Annotated in this window: 14 protein-coding genes and 1 tRNA gene; all 15 read right to left on the bottom strand. The window is 34.8% G+C overall.

Going from position 1 to position 20,705, the window contains the following annotated elements; genetic code table 11:
• Positions 1-3: 3 nt before the first annotated feature.
• Positions 4-3,009, bottom strand: coding sequence for a SusC/RagA family TonB-linked outer membrane protein (locus OZP15_RS14595; protein WP_281336504.1), 3,006 nt, complete (start codon positions 3,007-3,009; stop codon positions 4-6).
• 147 nt (positions 3,010-3,156) lie between these two features.
• Positions 3,157-5,085, bottom strand: a complete 1,929-nt coding sequence (gene nagB, locus OZP15_RS14600; protein ID WP_281336505.1) for a glucosamine-6-phosphate deaminase — start codon at positions 5,083-5,085, stop codon at positions 3,157-3,159.
• Positions 5,086-5,344: 259 nt separating this feature from the next.
• Positions 5,345-7,531 carry an alpha-N-acetylglucosaminidase gene (locus OZP15_RS14605; protein WP_281336506.1) on the bottom strand — a complete coding sequence of 729 codons (2,187 nt, stop codon included), beginning with the start codon at positions 7,529-7,531 and terminating at the stop codon, positions 5,345-5,347.
• Between the two features lie 360 nt (positions 7,532-7,891).
• The gene (locus OZP15_RS14610) at positions 7,892-8,680 is read right to left on the bottom strand and encodes a zinc-dependent peptidase (protein ID WP_281336507.1); all 789 of its coding nucleotides are present in this window, start codon (positions 8,678-8,680) and stop codon (positions 7,892-7,894) included.
• Between the two features lie 110 nt (positions 8,681-8,790).
• Positions 8,791-8,864 (bottom strand) — tRNA-Arg (locus tag OZP15_RS14615).
• 55 nt (positions 8,865-8,919) lie between these two features.
• The gene (locus OZP15_RS14620) at positions 8,920-9,369 is read right to left on the bottom strand and encodes a GatB/YqeY domain-containing protein (RefSeq protein ID WP_269226221.1); all 450 of its coding nucleotides are present in this window, start codon (positions 9,367-9,369) and stop codon (positions 8,920-8,922) included.
• A 152-nt stretch (positions 9,370-9,521) separates the two neighbouring features.
• Positions 9,522-11,504, bottom strand: coding sequence for a cell division protein FtsZ (gene ftsZ / locus OZP15_RS14625; protein ID WP_269226222.1), 1,983 nt, complete (start codon positions 11,502-11,504; stop codon positions 9,522-9,524).
• A 51-nt stretch (positions 11,505-11,555) separates the two neighbouring features.
• Positions 11,556-12,938, bottom strand: a complete 1,383-nt coding sequence (ftsA, locus tag OZP15_RS14630; protein ID WP_269226223.1) for a cell division protein FtsA — start codon at positions 12,936-12,938, stop codon at positions 11,556-11,558.
• Positions 12,939-12,944: 6 nt separating this feature from the next.
• Positions 12,945-13,667, bottom strand: coding sequence for a cell division protein FtsQ/DivIB (locus OZP15_RS14635; protein ID WP_281336508.1), 723 nt, complete (start codon positions 13,665-13,667; stop codon positions 12,945-12,947).
• Positions 13,654-15,003: a UDP-N-acetylmuramate--L-alanine ligase gene (gene murC, locus OZP15_RS14640; protein WP_281336509.1), complete on the bottom strand. Its 1,350-nt coding sequence runs from the start codon at positions 15,001-15,003 to the stop codon at positions 13,654-13,656. The genes OZP15_RS14635 and murC overlap by 14 nt, the downstream gene beginning before the upstream one ends.
• A gap of 160 nt (positions 15,004-15,163) precedes the next feature.
• Positions 15,164-16,255 (bottom strand): undecaprenyldiphospho-muramoylpentapeptide beta-N-acetylglucosaminyltransferase, encoded by a 1,092-nt coding sequence (gene murG, locus OZP15_RS14645; RefSeq protein WP_281336510.1) that lies wholly within the window; start codon positions 16,253-16,255, stop codon positions 15,164-15,166.
• Between the two features lie 12 nt (positions 16,256-16,267).
• Positions 16,268-17,575, bottom strand: a complete 1,308-nt coding sequence (locus OZP15_RS14650) for an FtsW/RodA/SpoVE family cell cycle protein (protein WP_281336511.1) — start codon at positions 17,573-17,575, stop codon at positions 16,268-16,270.
• Positions 17,576-17,654: 79 nt separating this feature from the next.
• Positions 17,655-18,992 carry a UDP-N-acetylmuramoyl-L-alanine--D-glutamate ligase gene (murD, locus tag OZP15_RS14655; protein WP_269226225.1) on the bottom strand — a complete coding sequence of 446 codons (1,338 nt, stop codon included), beginning with the start codon at positions 18,990-18,992 and terminating at the stop codon, positions 17,655-17,657.
• Between the two features lie 67 nt (positions 18,993-19,059).
• Positions 19,060-19,413 carry a four helix bundle protein gene (locus OZP15_RS14660; RefSeq protein ID WP_281336512.1) on the bottom strand — a complete coding sequence of 118 codons (354 nt, stop codon included), beginning with the start codon at positions 19,411-19,413 and terminating at the stop codon, positions 19,060-19,062.
• A gap of 42 nt (positions 19,414-19,455) precedes the next feature.
• Positions 19,456-20,685 (bottom strand): phospho-N-acetylmuramoyl-pentapeptide-transferase, encoded by a 1,230-nt coding sequence (gene mraY, locus OZP15_RS14665; RefSeq protein ID WP_269226226.1) that lies wholly within the window; start codon positions 20,683-20,685, stop codon positions 19,456-19,458.
• Between the last annotated feature and the right edge of the window lie 20 nt (positions 20,686-20,705).

Genomic DNA, 20,705 nt, shown 5'->3' on the forward strand with positions numbered 1-20,705 from the left:
TGTTTAGAATATCACGTTAAAACCTAATAAGAACGATCTGGTTTTTGGATAAAAGTTATTGGAATCTACACCTGGTGCAGTACCTCCTTGTTCTACTTCGGGATCAATTCCGGTGTACTTTGTAATTACAAATAAGTTATTTACTGTAGTGTACATGCGTAAACTCTTGACAAAACTGCTAATATTTTTAAAGTTGTATCCCAATGTTGCGTTATCCAATCGGATGTAACTACCATCTTCGATGAATCTGGAAGAATAACGATAGGAGTTAAGATCATTAGGCGATTCGTTTGCCGCATCAACTAAAATATTCGTGGTCATGGCCGTAGAAGGTCTAAACAAATCGGCACGTGTAGCATTGAAAATTTTATTACCGAATACTCCTCTAACGAAAACACTTAAATCAAAATTTTTGTATTGAAAATTATTAGACCATCCCAACAATAATTTTGGTTGAGCACTTCCTTTATAATGATAATCAACACCGTTTAATGGAGTTGTGGTTAAATTTCCATTTTTGTCATAATATTGAGAAACGCCATTGGCATCTTTTCCAGCATAATCAAGAGTAAAGAATTGTCCAAGAGGTTTTCCTTCTTTAAAAATTTGTAATGTAGCTCCTGTTTGTCCGCCACCGTCAGGTTGTACTCTTCGGATAGAATCTCCACCGATGAAGAATGGATTGGTCAATTTTACAATTTTATTTTTATTGCTAGCTAAATTCAAATTAGTTGACCAAGTGAAATTAGCTGTTTTAACAGGCGTAGCTCCTAAAGAAACTTCAATCCCTTTGTTAGACATAATACCACCATTCGCTACAATAGAACCTACAGGAACCAATACTGGGTTTACTTGGTAATTGAAAATCATATCGGTAGTTTTCTTGTCGTACACATCAACCGAAGCTGTTATTATACCTTTCAACAAAGAGAAATCAACACCAAGATTGGTTGTAGCTGTTTTTTCCCATTTCAAATCTGGATTAGCCGCTTGTATTGGTCCATAAGCACCTACTTGCTGTCCGTTGTAATAAAAAGTTCCTGCGCTTCCAGAGATAAATTGAGCCGTGTAAGCATTGAATCCTGAAGAGTTACCTGTTACACCATAACTGGCACGCAATTTTAGGTCACTAAAAATGTTTTGATTTTGCATGAAATTTTCTTTGTCAATTCTCCAAGCACCACCTACTGAAGGAAAATAACCCCAACGATTATTAGATCCAAATACAGATCCTCCGTCTCTTCTTACTGTACCTTGTAGTAAGTATTTGTCATTGTAATTATAATTCACACGAGCAAATTCTGATATTAAACGTGTTTTTTGATACGCTTGACTGTCTCCAAAATTAACTACATAACCACTCACAGAAGTATAATTACTCAATGCCAAGTTATTGTAGCCTACATTATCTACTGGAAAATTTGTTGTTGTAGCCTGAAAACCATCTCCTAAAGTGTTTTCCTGCCATGAATACCCTAAAACAGCTTTAATTTTGTGATTGCCTATTTCTTTATCCCAATTTAAAAAACTCTCTATGATATTATTTGTGTTTTCATAGTAATTTCTTAATGCCGAACCATTTACACCAAAATTAACCAAAGATTTTGTTTGAGGTGGATCAGGATTGTTATAGAAGTTAGCACTATTGTATCGAGCATAATAACTATCATAAAACTCTCCGTGGGATGTGCTTAATTTTTGATGCGCAATGTTTAAGTTATACGTAAATCCGAATGGAAGTTTTACTTCTGTTGTGAAATTTCCAATAAGGTTGCTTGTCTTGGTTTCATCCGTTCCGTGCTCAATCAAAGCTACTGGGTTGAAATATCCTGTACTGGTGAAATTTTCGAAAAAAGTACCATCTGGATTTCTTACAGGAGAAACCGGAAGGTGATTGATCGATTGTAAAAGAACCGAATTACGTTGCGGAACATTCTTATATTTAGTAGTTGAATTAGTTACGTTCAAACCAAATTTTACTTTATCATTAAAAGCAGATTGCTCTACCGACAAACGAGCAATTACACGTGAGAAATCACTTTTCAACAGAACTCCTTCTCTTTCTATAGAAGTCAAACTAGCCGAGTATGTACTGTTTTCGCCTCCGCCACTTATGGCTAAATTATGGCTGCTTGAAAGTGCTGCTGACCTCAAAATTTCTTCTTGCCAATTGGTATTAGCTCCTTTATCATTTTCAGGTGTAAAATTCAAATTGTTCTTTGTAGTGAAAGCTCTCAATTGTGCAGCATTCATCATATCCAATTGATTGGAAACATTTTCGACACCAAAATAACTGTTATAAGCAATTTGAGCTTTACCTTTACTTCCCTTTTTGGTTGTTACCATAATTACCCCATTGGCAGCACGATTACCATAAATTGCCGTTGCAGCTGCATCTTTCAAAACATCAATAGTGGCAATGTCATCTGGTGAAATCATCGAAATATCAACTCCAGGAACACCATCTACTACATAAAATGGTCCTTGTGAACTATTCAAAGTAGAAACACCACGCAAAACTACAGAAGCAGTTCTTGTTGGATCGCCACTTGAAGAGATATTCAAACCAGCCACTTTACCTTGCAATAACTGACCCACATCAGTTAAAGCTCCTTTATTCATATCCTCTGCCTTAACAGAAGTTACCGATGTAGTGAGGTTTTTTCGAGATCCTTTTCCATATCCCATTACCACAACTTGTTCTAAATTAGTAGCACTAGAGGCGAGTTTAATTGTCAAATTTGATTTCCCAGCCACGTTAACACGTTGCTCTACGAATCCTATAAAAGAAACAACTAGTACGGCATTTTTATTGGAAACTGTGATTTTGAATTTCCCGTCCATATCTGTCCCAACACCATTTTTTGTACCACTTTCAATAATATTGGCCGCTGGTAAGGGTAAGCCTTGATCGTCTAAAACGACACCTGAAACTTGTGCATTTTGCGCCCAAGCATTAAATGTTAAGCCAAAAAATAAGGCTAACAATAAGAGTTTAAGTTTTTCCATATTGTATTTTGTTAAATAGTTAAAATAGTTAAATCAAAGTTAAATTAGTAGTTCGTTTTAAGAATGGACAAATTGCCCAAAAGCATGGATGTTTTATATAAACCCAATAAACACAGGCTCTCACAACTTCCATTTAGCAATAGATTATCAAAAAATCCATCTTACAAAAGCTTCCATTGCGGCATAATGTGCTAATCCAAGCTGATGGTATAAATGCGCTGTTTCTCTATTTCTATCTTCGGCTCGTTGCCAAAATTCTCTGCTGTCTGCTCCTTGAAAAACTACGCCGTCTTTTTGAGATTGGTGTTTGAAAATAGCTTTCCGCTTTTCCAATACTTGATCTGGTCCCATCGGTACTGCCATTTCAATTTCGTCAATTCCCCATTCTTGCCAAGCGCCTCTGTACAACCAAACCCAACAATCTTTCATAAAATCTTCGGTTTTCAATCGGTTTACAGCTTCGAAAACAGCATCCAAACAGACTTTATGAGTGCCATGCGGATCGGCCAAATCTCCTGCAACATAAATTTGGTGTGGTTTTATTTTGGCAATCAAATCCATTGTTAACTGAACATCTTCTTCGCCGAGTGGTTTTTTCTCAATGGTACCCGTTTCATAAAAAGGCAGTTCCATAAAATGAATTTGGCTGTCGGGTATTCCAACAAAATGGCAGGTGGCTTCGGCTTCTCCTTTTCGGATTAAGCCTTTGATATATCTCACTTCGGGAATATCTATTTCGCTGTTATTTTTATTTTCTAGAAACTTCACTGCTTTCTTGTAAATAGCATCTGCTTCAAGGCTTTGAATACCAAATTTATCATTGTAATCACATACGAAACTGGCAAATCGCAACGCTTCATCATCGGCTACAGCGATATTTCCAGAAGTTTGATACCCAATATGCACTTCATGACCTTGTTCGTGCAAACGCTTGAAAGTGCCTCCCATACTGATAATATCGTCATCAGGATGTGGACTAAAAATGAGTACTCGTTTTTTGGCAGGTTCGGCTCTTTCGGGACGTTTGCTATCATCAGCATTGGGTTTTCCGCCAGGCCATCCGGTTATCGTGTTTTGAAGTTTATTGAAAATCTTGATATTAATGTCGTAAGCTGGACCTAAATCAGCTAGCAAATCGCTCATTCCATTCTCAATATAATCGGCATCCGTCAACATTAATATTGGTTTTTTGAGATGTAAAGCCAGTCCCAAAACCGCTTTTCGGATAAGCGTTTCTGTCCAAATCACATTTTCGACCAACCAAGGTGTTTGAATGCGAGTGAGTTTTGAAGCCGCCGCTTTATCTAAAACAAAAGTCGTATTACTGTGTTCTTGCAAAAAAGTAGCAGGAACCTGATTCGTCACTGGACCTTCTACAGACGCTTTGATAATGTTCGATTTTCCTTCGCCCCACGCCATTAATATCACTCGTTTGGCTTCCATAATTTTTTTCACCCCTAATGTAATTGCGGTTCGAGGCGTGTTATTTAATCCCGAAAAATCACTACTTGCAGCTACACGAGTAATATGATCTAGGGCAACTAAACGCGTTTTCGAATTTTGCAACGATCCCGATTCATTAAAACCAATATGTCCATTACCACCAATACCTAAAATTTGCAAGTCGATACCGCCAAGTGCTTCAATTTTTGCTTCATAATTGCTACAATAATCACCAATTTCACTTTTCGTCAAAGTTCCATCTGGAATATGAACGTTTTCAGGCAGAATATCGATATGATTGAACAATAATTCCTTCATGAAACGCACATAACTATTGATGGAATCAGGCTCCATAGGGTAATATTCATCTAAATTGAAGGAGATTACATTATGAAAACTCAATCCTTCTTCTTTGTGCAAACGAACCAATTCGGCATACAAACTTTTAGGACTGGAACCTGTAGCCAAGCCCAAAACACACCACTCCTTTTTGGCTTGTTTTTCTTTTATTAAACCAGCGATTTCATTGGCTACCGATTTAGAAGCGAGTACTGGATTTTCAAAAACTACAGTACCAATATTCTCAAATCGCTTTTCAAAACTCGTTGCTTTGTCTATACTACTTTTTAACATTGCTTTTATTTTTTTTGATTATTTTTTTATGCAATTCTAATACACTTATTAACTTTCTCACAGGATATTCGCTTTTATAAGTTTCCGCCACAACCCGAGCGATAGCGAATAGGCGAAGCAATTACACTAATAAACACGAATTACAATTCGATTTTAATTACACGAATTCTTAAAAACAGATAGAATTTGTGCAATTCAATTTTAAATTTTGAAAAAAATTAGTGATAATCCGTGTAATTTGTGGCTAATTTTTCTTTTTTTAGAAGCTAATACTCTGGCTTTCGCACCATTTCGTTTCCCATTGTTTTATGGAATCTTTTACTTTTACCTCATCAAATGGAGTAGCATCGACTGCCGATTTTCGTAGGGCTTGCAAAAACATTTTCCATCTTATTAGGTAAAAATCTTTGTACATTCCACGCCACGATCTTGAGGCATAATCATTCAAATGTCCTTCGCCGCCCCAAAGTGTGATTAATGTTTTAGCATTTTTTACATACAATTTAGAATCATCAGCATTAGTTCCATAATCCGAAGCCGATTTCAACCAAGTATTCAAATTATTCAAGGGCTGATCTATCATTATTGCATCAATTTCCAAAGCTTGTTGCTCTATTTTTTTTAATAATTCATCTCCTTTTTTGGTGTCTTTCAATTGGTAAGCTGCTACGGTTTCCATCAATAAATCATCGATAATAAGAGAATTATAATGTCTGAAAGCCTCAATTAAATCATAATAAAACAAACTTTTTTTATCGAAATTTTTAGCTTCTTTTTTCAAAATAGCCAAGGCTTGTTTCAACTTTTGTTTATCGCCAGGATTTCCTTTAAAAGTTGTGATTTCGAGTGTTGGTCTTTTAAAAAACAAATAAGCCCCAGCTCTATCTTTCCACCAACGGGTTTCCCAATATTTAGTGCTGTAAACAGATTCAACCAACAATTGCCAAGCCTGAAAAACAGTAGCAGAAGGTTTTTTTCCGTATCGGGATTTCAAATATTTTTCTAACCAAAGATTCACTGTTTCTTTGCCTTGATTCCAAGGAAGGTCATAAATGTATTCGTAAACAATGGAATTATTATTCAAACCCTCTGGCATGACGCCATAGCCTACTACATTTCCTTTGTTAGGATTACTGGATAAACTTTTGAACTCATTTCTATAAAAATTCAAATCGCCATACACAGGGTTTGAACCTCCATAATTATGCACATAACCATACGTCCATTGTTTTCCGTAAAAAGCCTCTTGATTTTCCCAAACTTTATAGCGGTCATTGGCATAATCCTGAATCATCATTCGGTCGTTAGGTACTTTGCTCAAAAAAGCTTTGGTGGCTTCTTTCGTCCAAAATTCTTTGTTATCGCCAAAAAGCCAACCTTGCATCACCCAAGTTGCGCCAGGCGAAGCTTCATCAATGGTTTCGAATATGATTTTTCCGTAATGCGATAATTCCTCGTATTTGTTTTCTTCAGAAACAGGTGGTGTTATTTCGTTGAAAGAATCAGCTAAATAAAAATCTGATTTTCCATATACTCTAGTATAAATGGCGATGAATCTTTTTCCTAATTCTTTGAACAAAGGATCATTTGGATCTAATAAATACGTACTTTCAAAACCACCTCCAGACCAGGATTTCAATTCTTTTATCTTTGATTCTGGATGTTTTTCGGCAAATGCTTTTGGCACATATCCGCTGAAAGCTGGAACAACAGGATGCATTCCTAAAGCTCGCATTCTTTGCAATAGTTGTTTTTGAATAGCTGCTTTTTTCTGTATCCATTCTTGTGGTAATGGGCCTTCAAGGCTGTTGATATTTCCCATTCGTTGCCAAGGCAAAAATGCTGGGCCTGCAAAATGAGCTTCTAATTGAGTATTTGTTAACCCATATTCTTGCCATAATTCCTGCCAAACTATTTCTTGTCCTTCCAGAGCGGTAGGCAAATTGATTCCGTGCAACGCCATCCAATCTATTTCTTGTTCCCATCGCTTCCAATCCCACCATGGAGTGGTATAACCAAAGGTACAAGCATTCAAATATTCTCTGTACTTGAAAGAGGTACTTTCTTTTTTGGAATATTTAGGCCAAGTTTTAGGCAAATCGACTCTATTTCCTTCCCAACTAACCAAAACTGCTCCAATATCTTTTAGAAAACTATAAGCTGCATAACAAAGCGTTACATTAGAAGTTCCTTTAATTTTTACACTATTTCCTATTGTTTCTACTTCAAACGAATCAGAATTATTTTGATTTTTATTTTTGATGATAGCCAACTCGAATTCATTGGCACGATTACCGATAAGCCTTTCTAATACTTCCCTAGCACTTTTGGTATCGCTTCCATTTTGAGCATATATATTAGGCACCAAAAAAAATAGTAGTGCTACAAAAGCAACACCGTTTTTTAAAGATTTATCGTTTCTTATTTTAAAACCGCTTCTTTTCATATCAACCTCTATTTTATAAAATTATCAACAACCGTCTAGTTTAAAGGTAGTGCAAAAAAAGGGAGATTAGTTATAATTAATCTCCCATTCCAACCAAAATCAACTTAAACTAACTTTAAACCATAACTCATTATTTTTCATTAAAAGACTTAACAAATTGACTAAAACTTACATTTTAACCAGCACAATTAAATTAAATACTGAATCAAGAGTAAAATTATAAACAATGTATATTTTGGATATGGAGGAGTTATTCAAAACTATAGACATATTTTGCATCGCCCACACAATAAGGAAACAGGAGCAAAAAAAAAAGCAAAAAATCTAGATTCTTACTGATTTGAATTTCAGCGAAAATTATTATTCTTTCAAATTAATCATCAAAACCAATTGAGCATACAGTTCAGGATAAGTAGTTTTTAATGTTTGAGGGGTTTCGAAAAAATTCTCAAAAACAACTGCCAAGAATTCGAATTGATTCTCGAAAGCATATTCTCTAAAGTAGCCTATGTTCCGCAAATTCTCATCGTTAAAATATTGTGCGATTTTATTTAATCCGTCATAAAAAATAATAGCACTGGGTTCATTACTTTTCAAACAATGAAGGTGAAGTACATGCGAAAATTCATGAAAACCAAGGTTTATATTATCATTCTTGGTGGCATGTCCTAGCAAAAAATCCTCCCAAGAAAAAATAATAGCTTTCAATCGTGGATTGAACTCGCCTTTATGATAGTTTTGATTGGCATTCGAATAATACACTTTAGGATAAACCACGATAGTTTTGAATAAGCCAATGAGGTAATCCCGCATCCCAAAAGTTAGCTGAATGTAAGTTCCCGCAATAGTGATTTTTATTTCATCAGTAATAACTAATTCTTCTTTGCCAATAAATTTGTATTGAGTGATAAATGACTTAACACGATGCTCAAAATAAATTTTCTTTTTACTGGGTAGCTTTTTATAAAATGGAAATTCTTTTTCTAAAATTTGCTTTTGATGGCTAGTTAGTTTTTTTGGAATGAGGTAAAAATAAAGGTATAATGGTTTATTAAAAATCAAGATATAGGCAGGTTCTACTATTCTAAAGATAATGACTAAAAGAAACAGGAATCCAAAAAGCGATAAAACCAAAAACTGAAAAACCATAATTATAAACACTTTAGTAATGACATTCTTTTGCTTAAAAATAGTACTAAAAAACAAAAACGTTACAATAAATCGAAGTAAACTTGATTTTTTGCAACGTTTATGATTTGTGACCGCGACAGGGTTCGAACCTGCAACCCTCAGAGTCGAAATCTGATATTCTATCCAGTTGAACTACGCAGTCAATAGTCAATTACGAATTGTTTGAACGTAATTCGTAATTTGAAATTCGTAATTGTTTATACTAATAATTTCTTAACAATAGTAGAAATGGTTTTTCCTTCGGCAGTTCCGCCTAATTGTGCAGAGGCTAATCCCATTACTTTTCCCATGGATGCAATTCCTGATGCTCCAGTTTCGGCAATGATTTTTGCAATTATAGCTTCTACTTCAGCCTCGCTTAATTGAGCTGGCAAGAATTTTTCGATTACTGTAATTTGAGCCAATTCTGGTTCGGCTAAATCCAAACGGTTTTGTTCTGTAAATATTCTAGCACTTTCTTTACGAGTTTTAACCAATCTTTGAAGCAATTTTACTTCATCATCTTCCGAAATTTCTTCTTTTGAACCAGAAGCAGTTTGTGCTAATAAAAGTTCCGATTTGATAGCTCTTAAAGCTTCTAAAGCTACGGTATCTTTAGCTCTCATGGCGGTTTTAATTTCCTCCATGATTTGTGTTGATAAACTCATAATAATTTATGATTTTAGATTTATGATTTTAGATTACAGCATGTTTTAAAAGAAACTGAAAGTTCTTTTTTAAAATCCAGTGCGAAGATAAAAAAAATAACCCGAAAATTAAATCCAATTTTCGGGTTATCCTTATTTTGATTAACAGAAAATTAATCTACGTTATCATGTAAAAATGAATTATTAGAACGCAATTGTAAGTCGTCATTACTGTCTGTTCCTACTGATATTCTTGAATTCATACTGTTATTGTGTGAACTAGACAAATCAACTCCTAATCTTTTGTAGGCCGGTTGTTTTTCCATTTCGTCTATTCTAGAAACATTGCTATGGAATTTATAATTGAATTCCTTTAGTTTTCTTCTTCTTTCGTCAGCTCTCATTCTTGAGGTTTCATCAATAGTCATGTCCATTGGAGAAATATTTTCGAAAGCAGAAGTATCAACCGTTCTTTCTACTTGCTTCATTGTAATGTTCAACTCGGCTGGAATAACTTCTTCTACAACAGTTGCTGTAGGTTTAGAGTCTAATAGAGTATTCTCTAAATCAGTATATTCTTCTAATGAATATCGAATGATTCCACCGTCAGACAATTCCGTTACTGGTACAAATTGCACTGCTTCGTTTACTTTTATCTCACGAGTTTCATTCGTCAATTCAAACAAAACTTTGCTTTCTTCTACTTTAGCTACTGGCTCTGGTGTTGGTGTTGGAGCAGCAACTGGAACTGTATTAAAAAGTGGCAAATCAAATGAAAAAGAAGTTTGTTCTTGTTTTTCAACCGCTTTTGGTTGTACAGGAATTACTTCTTCTACTTTTGGAGCAACCACCATAAAATCAATCTCTTTTATAGGCGATACAATTTCGAAAGTAACATCTAAATTTTTGATAAATTCAGTCATTCCCATTAGCTCCTCATTGTCTACAGCGACAACTGGTGCTACTGGTGCAACAACTGCTACTGGAGCAACTATTTCTTCTTCCTCTAATTCGAAAACTACTCTTTCGGTTGTATTGACAATTGGAGCTTCAGTAACATTCATATTGAATGATGGAATGCTATTTTTGGTCAAATCATGCACAATTTTTTGTTCGTCTTCAAGAGCATGGATTATCTTTTTTGGCTCTACATTTACAATATCGTGTTGTTGTTCGATATCAAATCCTGTAGCAATAATAGTTACAGAAATAGAGTCTCCAAGAGATTCATCTTCCCCAACACCCATAATAATATTGGCATTGTGACCTGCTTCTACTTGAATAAAGTCATTGATTTCACCAATTTCATCAATCGTAATTTCATTAGAACCAGAAACGATGAGCAACAATACGTTTTTGGCTCCTGTGATTTTATTATCATTCAATAAAGGAGAATCTAAAGCCGCTGCAATTCCTTCTTTGGCTCTGTTCTCTCCAGTTGCTATCGCTGATCCCATTATAGCTGTTCCGCTATTGGCCAAAACAGTTTTAGCATCTTTTAAATCGATATTTTGGGTGTAGTGGTGCGTGATTACTTCGGCTATTCCTCTTGAGGCTGTAGCCAAAACTTCGTCCGCTTTTGAAAATCCAGCTTTGAAACCAAGATTACCATACACTTCTCTTAATTTATTGTTGTTGATTACAATTAAGGAATCTACTTGTTTGCGTAATTTATTGATACCTATTTGCGCTTGTTCTTGACGCACTTTTCCTTCGAATAAGAAAGGCAAAGTCACAATTCCAACGGTAAGAATATCTCTTTCTTTGGCCAATTGAGCAATTACTGGCGCAGCTCCCGTTCCTGTTCCACCACCCATTCCGGCAGTGATAAAAACCATCTTGGTATTGCTATCCAACATTTTTTCAATATCGGCAATACTCTCAATAGCAGATTGTTGTCCCACATCTGGGTTTGCACCTGCTCCAAGTCCTTCGGTCAAGTTTACTCCTAACTGAATTTTGTTAGGCACAGCACTGTTGTCCAAAGCTTGAGAATCGGTATTACAAACGATGAAATCAACACCTTTTATACCTTGTTTAAACATGTGGTTGATAGCGTTACTTCCGCCTCCACCTACTCCAATAACTTTTATTACATTTGATTGGTTTTTTGGTAAATCAAATGAAATGCTTCCAAATTCCGAGTTGCTCATCATCTTATTGGGTTTTATTTATTATTTATTTTTTTAATTCTGTATTTTATTTCTTTATTCTGCGTTGTCCAAAAAGTCTTTAATTTTGTCTAAATAACCTCCAAAAAACGAATTTCTAATTTTGGTTTCAGTAGGACCTGCAACAGTAGTTGTGCTTTTTACGTCTTCTTTCACTTCCTCTTGCACAAACTCCTCAATTTCTGGTTGTCTGTAAACTGGCGGTCTAGCAATGGTATTAGGTGCTTCTACCAAATCCATTCTGATGGCACTTTGCGTATTATTTTCGATACTATTCATTACTAATCCTACAGCTGTAGCATATAACGGACTTGATATTTCTTCGTCTGAGTTTCCTGCCAAATGCTCGTTTGGATATCCAATTCTAGTGTCCATTCCGGTAATGTACTCTACTAATTGCTTGATGTGTTTTAATTGTGCACCACCACCAGTAAGAACAATTCCTGCAATTAATTTTTTGCGAGGATCTTCATGACCATAATCTTTAATTTCGTTAAAAACCTGTTCAATAATTTCCACCACACGGGCATTAATTATTTTAGACAGATTCTTTAATGAAATTTCTTTTGGCTCTCTACCTCTCAATCCAGGAATAGAAACAATCTCGTTGTCTTTATTTTCTCCAGGCCAAGCTGATCCAAATTTTACTTTCAATAATTCTGCTTGCTTCTCGATGATTGAGCAACCTTCTTTAATATCGTCAGTAATTACGTTTCCTCCAAAAGGGATAACGGCTGTGTGACGAATAATTCCATCTTTAAAAATGGCTAAATCTGTTGTTCCTCCTCCAATATCAATCAAAGCAACACCTGCTTCTTTTTCTTCCTGACTCAAAACTGCATCTGCCGAAGCTAATGGTTCCAAGGTTAATCCAGATAATTCAATTCCTGAACTTTGGATACATCTTCCCACATTTCTGATAGAAGAAGCTTGTCCAACCACTACGTGAAAACTAGATTCTAATCTTCCGCCGTACATTCCGATTGGTTCTTTTATTTCAGCCTGACCGTCAATTTTAAATTCTTGTGGCAAAACATGGATAATTTCTTCTCCAGGCAACATCGCCAATTTATTCACTTGGTCAATCAAAAGCTGAATATCATTTCCTCCAATAACTTCCTCGGCACTGCTTCTGATAATATAATCACTGTGTTGAATACTACGAATGTGTTGTCCCGCAATTCCAACTACAACATCTTTAATTTTATAACCCGATTTTGTTTCGGCTTCTAATACCGCTTGCTGAATAGACTGAATAGTTTGAGTAATGTTGTTCACAACTCCTCTTGCCACACCTAGACTTTTGGATTTTCCAACACCCAAAATTTCTAGTTTTCCGTATTCATTTTTCTTGCCTATCATGGCAACAATTTTTGTTGTCCCAATATCTAGACCTACTGCAATATTTTCTTTTTCCATTATCTATTATTTAGTACACACCACTTGTTGCGAAAACCGGAGGTCAATTATTTTGTATTTGTAAAGCGAACTATCTAAAACTGCTTTCTGATAAAAAGCTTTATAATTATTAAATTTAGCTTTCATTCTTTTGGTTCCACCAAAATCTATTTGATAACCAAAGTTTCTGTTCTGCATTTTAACGCTACCATTCGACATAACTTGCACACCAATGATGTTTTTTTTCAAAAACGCATCGTCGTAAATTATCCGAAACAATTCGGTTAAATCCTCGCTGTTTTTCTTGTTTACTTCCCCAGAAACAAGCGGAACTCTAGCTGTAAAATTCATTGACAACGGCATCCTATCCCCTTTGTAATCAATATAGAAAGAATCCTCTCCGTCAAAAACTCTAGCTATAGGAGTTTTTTGTTTCACCACTGCTTTTAAGACCCCATCGATACTCACAAACACATCTGATTTTTCAATCATTTCGTGTGCGTTCAAAGCTTTTTCTAACTTATTCAAATCTAAGTTTTCTTTCTCTATACTTTGCGGGTCTATTTTATTTTCTATTAACAATTTATTAACCGTTTTTTCGTCAACAAAAGGAGCGTTTTCCCCCACAAAAACCACTTTAGAATTCGTGAGTTTTCTATTGCTATTTCGTTTTGAAGTAAACGAAAACAAAAAAATCACCAACGCAAACATCAGCAATAATCGAATGGTTGTCCATTTAAATCGTTTCATGTATCGCTTTTTTAATGGATGAAATCATTTCTCCAATATCACCCGCACCTATGGTTACAATAACGGTTGCGTCACTTTCTAAAATCGAGGATATCAACACCTCTTTTTCAACTAATTTTTTATGCTCATTAGTCATTTTATCCATCAACCATTGTGAGGTAATTCCCTCCATTGGTAATTCTCGCGCTGGATAAATATCCAACAAAATTACTTCGTCAAAAGCAGACAAACTTTTGGCAAAATCATCTGCAAAATCTTTGGTTCTACTAAACAAATGCGGTTGAAAAATAGCCAAAACTTTTTGGTTTGGATACAATTCACGAACCGCCTGATGCACGGCATTAATTTCCGTTGGATGATGCGCATAATCATCAATAAAAACCAAATTTTCAGTTTTAATTTGGTACGAAAATCGTCTTCTTATTCCTTTAAATGAAAGCAAGGCACTAGCAATGTCATCGTTTGGGAGACCGAAAGTTTTGGCCATTGCCAATGCCATAAGCGCATTCATTAGATTGTGTTTTCCAGGCAAACCAAAACCTATATTTTCTATTGTCTCTGATGGTGTTTTTACATCAAAAACATATTGACTATTTACTATTCTAACATTAAAGGCAGTAAATTGAGCTTCGTCATATACAGCACAAGTGACTCCGGGAATAGGCAATTGATTAGTAATAAATAATTTGCTTTTATCTTCTACTTTGTCTGCGAATTCCACAAACGAAGCTTCAATGGAAGCACTGTCGCCATAAATATCCAAATGATCGGCATCCATTGAGGTTACGCAAGCAATGTTCGGGTGCAAATGCAAGAAAGAACGATCGAATTCATCCGCTTCGACAACAGTAACCGTTTTTCCGCTTCCAATTAAATTAGAATTGTAATTTTCAACAATTCCACCCACAAAAGCGGTTACATCAACCCCGCTTTCGAATAAAATATGGCCAAGAATACTAGACGTTGTTGTTTTTCCGTGCGTTCCCGCTACAGCAAAACAAAATGTATCTTTGGTAATAATTCCCAAAACTTCAGCTCTTTTCTTTAACTGATAATTTCTTTCCAGAAAAAAATTCCATTGCGAATGTTGTTTTGGAACTGCTGGAGTAATAATGACCAATGTATTTTCTTTGTAGTAATCCGTTGGAATTAAATCAATTCGATCTTCAAAATGAATGTCGATTCCTAATTCCAATAGTTCTCTGGTAAGTTCGGTTTCGGTTTTATCATATCCAGACACATTTTTACCAATAGACTTGAAATAACGAGCCAAAGAGCTCATTCCAATTCCTCCGATTCCTATAAAATAAACGTTATGTATTTGATTTAGATTCATGTGTTCAATTAAAAATTACGAATTAAAAATTAAAAATTTTATTGGATTAATTATTCGATTTCATTTGTATCAAAAAAGCCATTGCTTTTAGTATATGTTTTACTTACACATTTAGTTCAATTTGTATTTTTTATTAATTTTAATTCGTAATTTTTAATTTTTAATTTTTAATTAATTTGACAATCTCGTCAACAATTTGTTTTGTTGCGTTTGGCAAAGCCAGTTGTTTTATATTTTCACTTAAATAATCTTGTTTTCCTTGATCTCTCAACAGAGCTTCAAAAACAAGACTGAATTGTGAATCCAATTCGGATTCTTTAAGCATTATGGCACCAATTTTATCTACAATAGCTTGTGCATTTTTAGTTTGATGATCTTCTGCTACATTGGGTGAAGGAATAAAAATCACTGGTTTTCCCACGATGCACAATTCTGAAACCGATGATGCTCCTGCTCTTGAAATAACAATATCTGCAGCAGCATAAACCAAATCCATTCTATCTATGAATGCCAAAACCTGTACTGTATTCGAATTGTATTTCTTGTAATCTTCGAAATATAATTTCCCACATTGCCAGATTATTTGAACATCTTCAGAAATAAACTTATCTAATTCTTTTTCGATTAGTTGATTCATTCTTCTGGCTCCAAGACTTCCGCCAAGAACTAAAAGTGTTTTTTTATCAGCGTCTAAATTGAAATATTTTTTAGCTTCTTCTCTTTTGCTTTCAATATCTATCAAATCCTGACGCACTGGATTTCCTGTTAGAATCATTTTTTCTTTTGGAAAGAAACGTTCTAGATTTTCGTAGGCCACACAAATTTTATTGGCTTTTTTGCTCAATAATTTATTCGTAATACCTGGAAAAGAATTTTGTTCCTGAATCACCGTTGGAATATTCAATGAATTTGCCATTTGCAATAAGGGTCCCGAAGCAAAACCACCTGTTCCAATGACTACATCTGGCTTGAATTTCTTAATAATTTTTCTTGATTTCCACAAACTACTGATTAATTTGAAGGGAAACATAGCGTTTTGCAAAGTCAATTTTCGTTGCAAACCCGCAATCCAAAGTCCTTCAATTTTGTAGCCTGCTTGTGGCACTTTTTGCATTTCCATTTTATTCTCGGCACCTACAAAAAGGAATTCAGCATCAGGGAAACGAGATTTCAATTCGTTAGCAATGGCAACGGCTGGATAAATATGTCCTCCTGTTCCACCTCCGCTTAATATGAATTTTAATTTTTTCATTTTTTCTATGAATTATTTATTCAAAACCGCATTCATTGGATTTTTAGAATTATCCTCAATAGAATAATTTTCAGCATTAGTTTCGTCCTGCACTTCTTCGTTTTCATCTTCTAATTGTTTGTCAATTAGTTTTTGAAGTGCTGCATCTCTTCTGGCTTTATCACTTAATTCTTGCGCAATTTCTTCTTCTTTTTTGGTTACATTAATAATGATTCCCAATGAAACAGAAACCATCCAAATGGAAGTTCCTCCACTACTAATAAATGGTAAGGTTTGTCCCGTAACTGGCAATAATTCCACTGCAACCGCCATATTAATCATCGCTTGAAAAATGATGGGAAATCCAACACCAACGACTAATAATTTTCCAAACAAAGAATTGGCTTTATGCGCTGCAATAATAAACCGGAAGAACAACAAAAGATACATTAATAAAACTCCCAAACCGCCAATTAATCCCCATTCTTCGACAATGATGGCGTAAATAAAATCGGAAGAGGATTGTGGCAAGAAATGTTTTTGAACACTTTTTCCAGGACCTAATCCGTAAATTCCGCCTGAAGCTATAGCTATTTTTGCTTTTTCGATTTGGTAATCGTCTTCGCCTGGTTTGTCGGTTGTGAAATTTTCGATACGGCTCGACCAAGTATTTACCCTGCTAAAAAAACGAGCATCTGGAAAAGCTTTGGACAATAAAACAAATAATGCCAATGCTGCGATTCCCATTCCAAGAATATATCCAATATATTTTATAGAATAATTACCAACGAAAGTCAACATTAAAACCATGGAAAACATTAAGGCTGCCGTAGAAAAGTTGGCTGGTAAAATCATTCCCAAGGTTATAAAAACAGGAATCCAAAGCTGGATAAATGATTCCTGAAAAGTATCTTCAACCTCTCGCTTTTTGGATAAATATCGAGCAACATACATCATCAAGACAATAAATGCTAGTGTAGAAGTTTGAAAAGTTATTCCAATAAAAGGCACTTGAATCCAACGGCTGGCATTGGCTCCAGCGATTACTGTTCCTTTGATTAAAGTATAGGCTAGTAGCAACCAAACGACAGGCAATCCAATTTTTGAAATCACTTTATAATAATGATAGGGCACTTTGTGAACGCCATAAATAATAAAAAATCCAATAATAATATGAGCCAAATGCTTGAGTAAATAGCTGATTGTATTTCCAGTTCCTCTACCTATGTAAGCCAAATTACTACTCGCACTAAAAACAGGCATAAACGAAAACAAGGCTAACAAAGCCACGAATGACCATATTACTCTGTCTCCCTTTAGATTGTTTACTAGTTCTTTCATTTTGATTTATTGTTTAAAGTTTTATTTTGTTTAAAAGTTTAAGGCTAAACAACTTTAAACTTTTAAACCTTAAACTTTTCTATAAATGTTTTACTGCTTTCTTAAACTGATTTCCTCTGTCTTCGTAGTTTTCGAATAAATCGAAACTCGCACAGGCTGGAGACAATAAAACTGTATCTCCTTTTTCGGATAATCGTTGTGCCATTTTCACGGCATCTTCCATATTATTAACCTCAATCATCATATCGACAACATTGCCAAAAGCATCAATAATTTTTCTATTATCAACACCAAGACAGATAATTGCCTTTACTTTTTCACGAACCAAAGACATTAATTCGTTGTAATCATTTCCTTTGTCAACACCACCCACAATCCAGACTGTTGGTGTATTCATACTATCCAAAGCAAAAAACGTAGCATTCACATTTGTCGCTTTTGAATCGTTGATGTATTGTACATTTTGAATTTTCAATACTTTTTCCAACCGGTGTTCCACTCCTTGAAAATTAGACAAACTCTCTCTGATGGTAGAATTTCGGATTTTCATCAATTTAGCCACAGATGTTGCTGCCATTGCATTTTTCATATTGTGCTTGCCTTCCAGTGCCATAGTTTCAGTTTCCATTGTAAATTCTTCTTCGTTGATGATGTTTGCTTCCATTGTTTTGTCTTTTATAAATGCTCCTTTTTCGAATGTTTTTGTTAATGAAAAAGGAATTAATTGGGCTTTTACTTTATTGTTTTTTAACCATTCCGTGCTAGCTTCGTCATCGGCATCATAGATGAGAAAATCTTCCTCGGTTTGGTTCATTGTGATTCTAAATTTCGAGTCGATGTACTTCTCATATTTGTAATCGTAGCGATCTAAATGATCTGGGCTTATATTGGTAATTATGGCAATATGTGGTTTGTAATCTATAATTCCGTCCAGTTGAAAACTACTCAATTCCAGCACATAACTATCGTATTTATCCTCGGCAACTTGCCAGGCAAAACTCTTTCCGATGTTGCCTCCCAAACCAACATTCAATCCAGCTGATTTTAGCAAATGATAAGTCAACATTGTCGTTGTTGTCTTTCCGTTGCTTCCTGTAATTCCTATTGTGATGGCTTTTGTAAACTGAATAGCAAACTCAATTTCTGAAATTACTGGAATTCCTTTTTCGACCAACTTCTTTACAATTGCCGATTTTTTTTCAGGAATTCCTGGACTTTTCATCACTACATCGGCATTCAAAATCAAGTCTTCGGTGTGTGTTCCTTCTTCCCAAGCGATTCCATTAATCAGCAAGACTTCTTTGTAATTGTCTTTTATTTTTCCAAAATCAGATACAAAAACATCATATCCTTTTTTCTTTCCCAGAATCGCAGTACCTACACCGCTTTCTCCTCCACCTAAAACGACTAACCTCATATTCTTTAGAATTAAAAATTGAGAATTAAAAATTAAAAATCACTGTGAAATTCAATCCTTAATTAATTTACATTTTCCCTTTTAGGGTAATTATGATTTTTGCTAGTATTTTACAAATTTCCTCTGCTTCAACATAAACGCTATCAAATTCGGTAACTGAAATATAAGCTGTCTCTTTTAATAATTTCAACCAATAAATTGTTTCTCTTGCTTCTTTGTATGAAATCTCTAGTTTAAACAAAAACTCTTTATCAGAACGCCCACCAATAGATTCTTCAATATTTGCTCCAATTGAAGTTCCACTTCTTAAAATTTGTTTACTCAAAACAAACTCCTTTTTTTTAGTGGTTAAATGTTTGTATAAATTAATTATCCTTACTGCAAAAAGAAATGATTTATCTTGAATTATATTCTCTTTCATATTGACAATTTTTAATTTTTAATTCTAAATTTTTAATTGATTCTATCTTAATTTTAGAGTTACGATGGATAAAATAGCCAGCATGATAGCAACAATCCAAAATCGAGTTACAATCTTACTTTCGTGATAGCCTTTCTTTTGGTAATGATGATGCAAAGGTGCCATCAAGAAAACTCTTTGTCCTTCGCCAAAACGTTTTTTGGTGTATTTGAAATAAAAGACTTGAATAACAACCGATAAATTTTCGACCAAGAAAATACCACACAATAAAGGAATTAACATTTCTTTTCGAACGGCAATAGCCAAAACCGCAATGATTCCACCAATGGTTAAACTTCCTGTATCACCCATAAATACAGATGCTGGATAGGAATTGTACCAAAGAAATCCGACCAATGCACCCACGAATGCGGCAATAAAAACCGTCATTTCTCCCGAATTGGGGATGTACATTATATTCAAATAATTAGAAAAAATAATATTTCCAGAAACGAAGGTAAAAATCCCTAATGCCAAAACTGATATTGCCGAAGTTCCCGCAGCCAATCCATCAATTCCATCGGTAAGATTCGCACCATTAGAAACCGCAGTGATGATAAAAATTACTACTGGAATAAAAATCAACCAAGCCCAATCCTGATAGCCTTCGCCTGTCCAAGCCAATACTTCTGCATAATCAAATTCGTTGTTCTTGAAAAAAGGAATCGTTGTTGCTGTAGATTTTTCATAAACAGGAGCTTGAGCTACAACTTCTTTAGTACTTTCTTTAAAAATATCAGTTGTAGAAGTGTCAGTACGAATGGTTACTGCTGGACTAAAATACAAAACCGTTCCAACGATTAATCCCAAACCTACTTGTCCAACCACTTTAAAAATCCCTTTTAAGCCTTGTTTGTCTTTCTTGAAAATTTTGATATAATCGTCAATAAAACCGATAGTTCCCATCCACAAAGTAGTTACAATCAATAACAAGATGTAAATATTTTGAAGTTTGGCAAATAAAACAACTGGAATCAAGGTCGCAAAAATGATGATTAATCCACCCATAGTAGGCGTTCCTGCTTTTTCGTTTTGACCCGCTAATCCTAGTTCACGAACAGTTTCACCAACTTGCTGCCTACGCAAAAAATTAATAACTCTTTTTCCATAAATAGTAGATAATAATAAGGAAAGCATAAATGCCAATGCTGACCTAAAAGTAATGTACTGAAAAACTCCTGCTCCAGTTACATTTAATGTTTTGTCTAAATATTCAAATAAATAATATAGCATGTTTTTTTGTTTATTTGGTT

Origin of the sequence: Flavobacterium eburneipallidum, from assembly GCF_027111355.2 — a bacterium.
Lineage (GTDB): Bacteria > Bacteroidota > Bacteroidia > Flavobacteriales > Flavobacteriaceae > Flavobacterium > Flavobacterium eburneipallidum.

Coding starts and splice junctions, on each gene's coding strand:
- OZP15_RS14595 (WP_281336504.1), bottom strand. CDS start 3,009: ATGGAAAAACTTAAACTCTTATTGTTAGCCTTATTTTTTGGCTTAACA.
- nagB (WP_281336505.1), bottom strand. CDS start 5,085: ATGTTAAAAAGTAGTATAGACAAAGCAACGAGTTTTGAAAAGCGATTT.
- OZP15_RS14605 (WP_281336506.1), bottom strand. CDS start 7,531: ATGAAAAGAAGCGGTTTTAAAATAAGAAACGATAAATCTTTAAAAAAC.
- OZP15_RS14610 (WP_281336507.1), bottom strand. CDS start 8,680: ATGGTTTTTCAGTTTTTGGTTTTATCGCTTTTTGGATTCCTGTTTCTT.
- OZP15_RS14620 (WP_269226221.1), bottom strand. CDS start 9,369: ATGAGTTTATCAACACAAATCATGGAGGAAATTAAAACCGCCATGAGA.
- ftsZ (WP_269226222.1), bottom strand. CDS start 11,504: ATGATGAGCAACTCGGAATTTGGAAGCATTTCATTTGATTTACCAAAA.
- ftsA (WP_269226223.1), bottom strand. CDS start 12,938: ATGGAAAAAGAAAATATTGCAGTAGGTCTAGATATTGGGACAACAAAA.
- OZP15_RS14635 (WP_281336508.1), bottom strand. CDS start 13,667: ATGAAACGATTTAAATGGACAACCATTCGATTATTGCTGATGTTTGCG.
- murC (WP_281336509.1), bottom strand. CDS start 15,003: ATGAATCTAAATCAAATACATAACGTTTATTTTATAGGAATCGGAGGA.
- murG (WP_281336510.1), bottom strand. CDS start 16,255: ATGAAAAAATTAAAATTCATATTAAGCGGAGGTGGAACAGGAGGACAT.
- OZP15_RS14650 (WP_281336511.1), bottom strand. CDS start 17,575: ATGAAAGAACTAGTAAACAATCTAAAGGGAGACAGAGTAATATGGTCA.
- murD (WP_269226225.1), bottom strand. CDS start 18,992: ATGAGGTTAGTCGTTTTAGGTGGAGGAGAAAGCGGTGTAGGTACTGCG.
- OZP15_RS14660 (WP_281336512.1), bottom strand. CDS start 19,413: ATGAAAGAGAATATAATTCAAGATAAATCATTTCTTTTTGCAGTAAGG.
- mraY (WP_269226226.1), bottom strand. CDS start 20,685: ATGCTATATTATTTATTTGAATATTTAGACAAAACATTAAATGTAACT.